Below are 6,030 nucleotides of genomic sequence, written 5' to 3' on the forward strand. Positions count from 1 at the left end.
TGTCACAAAGGAGAAATCTTCTCGCAGTGTTTTACTAAGACGGTACAACTCTTTTTGCCCCACATCTCGATTATCCATCCAAAAACGAATACTCTTGTTGCGAACAAACTGAGCGGTTCTCATCGCCTCGTCAACTGCATTGTATTGAGTTGTTTTCCCTTGAGCCTTGAATTCTAAAACGATCATTTACGTGGAAAACTTCTACGCAAAATAATATAACATAAAAGCCGTCCTAGAAAGACGGGGTTAACAACCCATTTTTCGGTAAAATGTGGACGGCGTAGATAGAACGGACGACCGGTGGCACGCTGATTCCGTGAAAAAAGTGATTAGGAGGTTTTTTCGGTGTCCAAAAAAACTGTAGCAAATTTGTCGTCGTCAGACTTAGCTGGCAAACGGGTTTTGGTGCGGGCTGATTTTAACGTACCGGTGGATGAGGCAGGCAACATCACCGACGATACGCGCATCCGCGCTGCTTTGCCGACCATCCAGGATTTGACCGGAAAGGGAGCTAAAGTAATTCTATCGAGCCACTTTGGCCGTCCCAAGGGAGTGGATGAAAAGCAGCGCCTCACCCCAGTTGCCAAGCGCCTGTCGGAGTTGCTGGGAAAAGAAGTGAAAAAGCCCAGCGATTGTATCGGTGATGAAGTTGCTGCTACAGTCGCCGAAATGCAAAACGGGGATGTCATTCTGCTGGAGAATGTCCGCTTCCACAAAGAAGAGGAGAAAAACGACCCGGAATTTGCCAAACAATTGGCTGCGAATGCAGATTTATACGTTAACGATGCGTTTGGGACAGCCCACCGCGCTCACGCTTCTACGGAAGGCGTTACCAAGTACCTCAAGCCTTCTGTGGCTGGGTATTTGATCGAGAAGGAACTGCAATATCTGCAAAGTGCGATCGAAAATCCCCAGCGTCCTTTAGCTGCCATTATCGGCGGTTCTAAGGTTTCCAGCAAAATCGGTGTGATCGAAACGCTACTGGAAAAGTGCGATAAGTTGATCATCGGTGGCGGGATGATCTTCACATTCTACAAAGCTCGCGGTCTGAGCGTGGGTAAGTCCTTGGTGGAAGAAGATAAGCTGGAACTGGCGAAGACTCTGGAAGCTAAGGCGAAAGAACGCGGCGTGCAGTTGCTGTTACCTACCGATGTGGTAGTTGCAGATAAATTCGCCGCCGATGCTGAATCTCAAACTGTCAGCATTGAAAATATCCCCGATGGTTGGATGGGTTTGGATATTGGCCCCGACTCTGTGAAAGTGTTCCAAGATGCGCTGGCTGATTGCAAGACGGTGATTTGGAATGGCCCGATGGGCGTGTTTGAGTTCGATAAGTTTGCCGTAGGTACGGAAGCGATCGCTCACTCTCTCGCCGATCTTACCAAGAAAGGCGCTGTCACCATTATCGGCGGTGGCGACTCCGTAGCTGCGGTGGAAAAAGTCGGTGTCGCAGACCAAATGAGCCACATTTCTACTGGCGGCGGCGCTAGCTTGGAATTGCTCGAAGGTAAGGTATTACCCGGTATTGCCGCACTCGATGAAGCCTAATTTCTCTTAGCAGTAGGGTGGGCATTGCCCACCTTACATTTGTCACTCGATTTTGGATTTTGGATTTTGGATTGGCTTAGATTAAACCGATCGCACTCAACTTTAATATAAAGGAACTTTTTTCCCCATAAATCCCAAAGATATTAGTTTGTAGAAGATATAAACTATTATGATAAAAACATCTAGATTGAAAAAATGGCTGAAGCGATCGCGTCGTCGCTTGTATGAGTTTTGGGGGAGCGATCGCTATTCCAGACCTGCTAGTTCTGGTATCGACAGCAAACTAGAAAAGTATCTTCCCAATCGAGGCTTTTTTATCGAAGTTGGCGCTAATGATGGCTTTTCTCAAAGCAATACGTATTATTTAGAACGCTTAAAAGGTTGGACAGGTATTTTAATTGAACCTATTCCCGAACTTTATCGAGAATGCGTGCGAGAGCGTCCGAATTCAAAAGTTTTCAATTGCGCTTTGGTAGCTCACGATTACCCTTCAGCTACTATCGAAATGAGCTACGGGCATTTGATGTCTTTAGTCAAAGGATCTTTCCATTCTTCCCAAGCAGAAGCAGGTCATTTAGAAAAAGCTAAAGAATATTACGATATCGAACCTTTTGTAATTGAAGTTCCTGCAAGAACACTGACATCCATACTCGACGAACTAAAGGTTACAGAAATAAATTTTTTCTCTTTGGATGTAGAAGGTTTTGAATTAAATGTATTGCAAGGTTTGGAATTCAGTAAATATCAACCTAAATATATGTTAATTGAATTTTTAAACGTACAATCGCGAGAAGCAATAGAAGCATATATATCTAAATCATACGAATATGTTGAAAAAATATCTAAAAATGATTACCTCTACAGAAATAAACGATGATATGGTAAGAGTTGATATACTACTTTGTAATAGTAAAGTTGTATATCAACCGTTCTCGTAAGTGAGGGGATTCTTAATTACTGAAACCGTTCGGCTGAGCGCTCACGACGAAGCCCTTGATTCTAGTTTCTTCTTCCCTGTTTTCCCTCTTCCTTCTCCCTCTTCCCCCGACGCCCTATCCCCTAACCCCTAGCCCTAGCTATTACCAAATGTTGTGGCGCAAATTACTAGCATTACCAGTTTTTCTCGCTGTCATTGGCAGCACAGTTAAAGCATCTGCTATTCCGGCTGAAGTTTTTACACCCTACTTAAATGAGATCGGCAATAGTTTACCACCCGGTTGGGTAATGCGCTTGCCCTCACGAATTTTACTGGGTGGCCCCGCTGACGAAGAATTTATCAGCCAATTGATTGTCCGCGTTTTTCCCTCCACTACTCCACCCGGTTTAACTGTTAGCTTGTTTAGCTGTACTTCCGGAGGTTATCCCTGCTTAGTCGGCAGCTTTTCGGTAGATAGCCAAACTTCTGCGAACGCACAGCGAGAATTCCGAAAACATCTCGCGGCAGCGCAAGCAGTCACGCTGGCAAGGGGAATTCAGGGATATTTGCTGGAAGGGCAAAAACAAAACCCGCCGAATATGTTTTCATCGGTAATGTGGCAACAAGACGGCATGATTTACACTGTTAGCTTTTTGACTGAAGAACGCCAAAATATTCTGTTTATGGCTTATTCAATGGCAAATCAAGCACCGCTGCGTTGATTAAAGTCAAAAGTCAAAAGTCAAAAGAAAGGGGTTAGGGCGTCGGGGCTAGGGGCTAGGGAAGAGGGAAGAGGGAGAACGGGAGAGGGAGAGGGAAGAATTTTGAATGATTGACTTTTGACTTTTGACTTTTGACTCCCCCGCTCGGCATTTGTACTCAACTGGTTTGCCGAAGCGATCGCATAAACTAGCTTATAGGTTGGTTTCGCATTGAGGAAACTATCTATGCTGACTGTTGCACAAGCGCGACCAAACGAACGCGCCAAGTTTATCCAACAAACCTACACGCATCTAGCGGGGGCAGTTGGTGCATTTATTGTTGTCGAATTTTTGCTGTTTCAGACTGGCATTGCTGGAGTATTGTTCCGTTTTGTAGCTGCCAGTCGATTTAGCTGGTTAGCGTTTCTGGGAGCGTTTGCGCTGCTGGGCTGGCTATCGAGGGAATTGGCTGCGAAGGCAGATTCGGTGGAAACCCAGTATACCGGTTTGGGGATTTATGTAGTCGCAGAAGCACTGATATTTGCTCCCCTGCTGTACATTGCTGCCTTTTTTTCGAGCCCTGACGTGATTCCGACAGCGGCTATCCTGACCCTGTTCCTATTTGGCGGTTTGACTACCGTTGCATTCACGACGCGCCAGGATTTTACCTTCTTAGGCGGCATTCTCAAAATCGCTGCTTTTGTCGCCTTGGGTCTAATTCTTTGCAGCATCATGTTTGGCTTCACGTTAGGGCTGTTTTTCTCGGTGGCAATGGTAGTATTTGCCTCGGCGGCAATTCTGTACGACACGTCCAATGTGATACACCACTATTCGACGCATCAGTATGTGGCGGCTTCGCTGGAACTATTTGCTTCTGTAGCTTTGTTGTTCTGGTATGTGCTGCAAATTGTGATGTCATTGTCTCGCCGCTAAAACAATGGTGCTTTGATTTTTAATAATTAAAAACCAAAAAGCGCTCTCGTTAAAAGGAGAGCGCTTTTTTTGCGTCTCTTTCGGATTTATCAAATTTTATACACACTCAATTTGACTTGCCACTGCTGCTACTAACACTGCTGGTTCAACTGGCTTAGGCAGGTGAAGCTGAAAGCCTGCATTTAATAATTGCCGACAGTCTTCTTCTCTAGCGTAAGCGGTGAGTGCGATCGCAGGAATAGTACTAACTTGCTCTAATTCGATCTGCCGCACTTGACGGATGAGCGCGTAGCCATCCTGCTCTGGCATCCCAACATCGCTAATTAAGATATCAGGCTGTGACTGTTGAATCACCTGCAAGGCTTCATGCACCGAAGCCGCTGCCCTGACGGAAGCGCCAGCACGCTCCAGCACGACAGTCAACAGTTCGCGGGTATCTGCTTCATCATCGACGACCAGTACAGATACATTGCTCAAGCTTGGATGTAAGTCGAATGCAGGGGCTTCCTCAGCTATCGAAGGCTGTTGTCCCGCTTCACTTGGCAGAATGCAAACTGCCATCAGGGGTAGCTGCACCGTAAATGTGGCTCCTAGTCCTTCGCCTGGGCTGCTTGCTTCCACTGTTCCCCCGTGCATTTCTACCAATTGCCGCACAATGGCAAGTCCTAATCCCAATCCACCATGATGCCTTGTAGTTGCTCGTTCTGCCTGACGAAAGCGGTCAAAGACGAAAGGTAGAAAATTTGGATGAATACCTTGACCGGTGTCACTGACTGTAATGACGGCGTTGGAGGAAATGCGCTCTAGCCGAACTTCAATTTGTCCATTTCTGGGAGTAAACTTAATGGCATTGGAGAGTAAATTCCAAACGATCTGCTGTAAGCGATCGCTATCTCCTGACACTAAACTGGCTGATTCATCCAGATCTGTCCGAATCTCGATGTTTTTCGCTGTGACGGCAAGCTGCACGCAATCAATAGCTGCCCGAATCACAGAAACTAAATTGACGGGGCGGATATTGAAATGAAGTTTACCTCGAACAATGCGAGAGATGTCTAGCAGATCTTCAATCAGTGTTACCTGCGTTCTGGCATTCCGCTCGATCGTCTCTAATGCGCGAGCGACGATCGTGTCATTTAACTGCCGACCGCGAAGGATCTGCGCCCAACCCAAAATAGCATTTAATGGGGTGCGGAGTTCGTGGGAGACGATCGCCAAAAATTCATCTTTGAGGGTATTTGCTTGGTTGAGGGATTCTGCTTGCTGTCGCAGTTCCTTCTCTAGCTGCTTCCGCTGGGCAATTTCTGCTTGCAAGGCTTGGTTGGTAATTTCAGCCAGTTTTGCCCGCAATTGCGCTTCTTCCAGTTGCTTCCGTTCGCTGATGTCCCGCACTAGCCAGCGTAGCCCCACGATCGCACCTGTCTGGTCAAATACCCTAGTCACAGTTAATGCAGCATCAAAAGGTACTGCACCGCGAGGCTGTAACTGGATAATCCACTCTTGAAGTCGTTCAACTTGATGCAATCGGTTGAGTTCGTTGCGGAAAGCTCGACGTTGAGGTTCGGGAACAAATACGATTAAAGGCTTGCCAACCAAGTGCTTTTGCGACACCTTGAGCAACAGACTAGCAGCATGATTGGCTTGCTGAATTTTGCCTTCTGTGTCAGTAATCAAGTAGCTATCAGGAGCAAATTCAAATAACTCCCGGTAGCGCTGCCGTTCTAGTTCTAGAGACGTATGAGCCTCCAGCAATTCCTGATTTTGCTCGTGCAATACTTCTTGAGATACCCGCAGTTCTTCTAGAGAAACACCCAGTTCTTCCAATGCTTGGGGCAGCAGTTCTGGGTGTTGCGATGGATTGGAATGAGCGTAGTTTAATAGGTTACTCACTCGCTCACCCAACGCTCTCATTTGTTGGCTCAACCACTCACC

6 protein-coding genes are annotated in these 6,030 nt (G+C 46.6%); 4 read left to right on the forward strand and 2 right to left on the reverse strand.

Features of this window, described 5'->3' with window-relative positions; all coding sequences use genetic code 11:
* A partial coding sequence (locus tag H6S82_RS33010; RefSeq protein WP_347339503.1) for a hypothetical protein occupies positions 1-186 on the reverse strand: 186 nt, incomplete at its 3' end.
* A 159-nt stretch (positions 187-345) separates the two neighbouring features.
* On the opposite strand from H6S82_RS33010, the gene H6S82_RS14910 reads away from it, so the two are divergent.
* The 4 genes from H6S82_RS14910 (at position 346) to H6S82_RS14925 (ending at position 4,098) form a co-directional block, all read left to right on the forward strand.
* A complete protein-coding gene (locus H6S82_RS14910) occupies positions 346-1,548 on the forward strand; it encodes a phosphoglycerate kinase (RefSeq protein ID WP_190464344.1) in 1,203 nt (400 codons plus the stop codon).
* A gap of 169 nt (positions 1,549-1,717) precedes the next feature.
* Positions 1,718-2,425, forward strand: a complete 708-nt coding sequence (locus H6S82_RS14915) for an FkbM family methyltransferase (protein WP_190464343.1) — start codon at positions 1,718-1,720, stop codon at positions 2,423-2,425.
* A 209-nt stretch (positions 2,426-2,634) separates the two neighbouring features.
* The gene (locus H6S82_RS14920) at positions 2,635-3,186 is read left to right on the forward strand and encodes a hypothetical protein (protein WP_190464342.1); all 552 of its coding nucleotides are present in this window, start codon (positions 2,635-2,637) and stop codon (positions 3,184-3,186) included.
* A gap of 225 nt (positions 3,187-3,411) precedes the next feature.
* Positions 3,412-4,098, forward strand: a complete 687-nt coding sequence (locus H6S82_RS14925; protein ID WP_190464397.1) for a Bax inhibitor-1 family protein — start codon at positions 3,412-3,414, stop codon at positions 4,096-4,098.
* A 96-nt stretch (positions 4,099-4,194) separates the two neighbouring features.
* Here the strand turns inward: H6S82_RS14925 and H6S82_RS14930 are convergent.
* Positions 4,195-6,030, reverse strand: a 1,836-nt coding sequence (locus tag H6S82_RS14930; protein ID WP_206756872.1) for a PAS domain-containing hybrid sensor histidine kinase/response regulator, incomplete at its 5' end; no start/stop codon positions are given.

The sequence above is a fragment of the Planktothrix sp. FACHB-1355 genome (assembly GCF_014748295.1).
GTDB lineage: Bacteria > Cyanobacteriota > Cyanobacteriia > Cyanobacteriales > Aerosakkonemataceae > Aerosakkonema > Aerosakkonema funiforme_A.

What these genes read in the sequence shown, in the direction of transcription:
- H6S82_RS14925 (WP_190464397.1), top strand. Translation starts at nt 3,412, where the DNA reads ATGCTGACTGTTGCACAAGCGCGACCAAACGAACGCGCCAAGTTTATC.
- H6S82_RS14915 (WP_190464343.1), top strand. Translation starts at nt 1,718, where the DNA reads ATGATAAAAACATCTAGATTGAAAAAATGGCTGAAGCGATCGCGTCGT.
- H6S82_RS14920 (WP_190464342.1), top strand. Translation starts at nt 2,635, where the DNA reads ATGTTGTGGCGCAAATTACTAGCATTACCAGTTTTTCTCGCTGTCATT.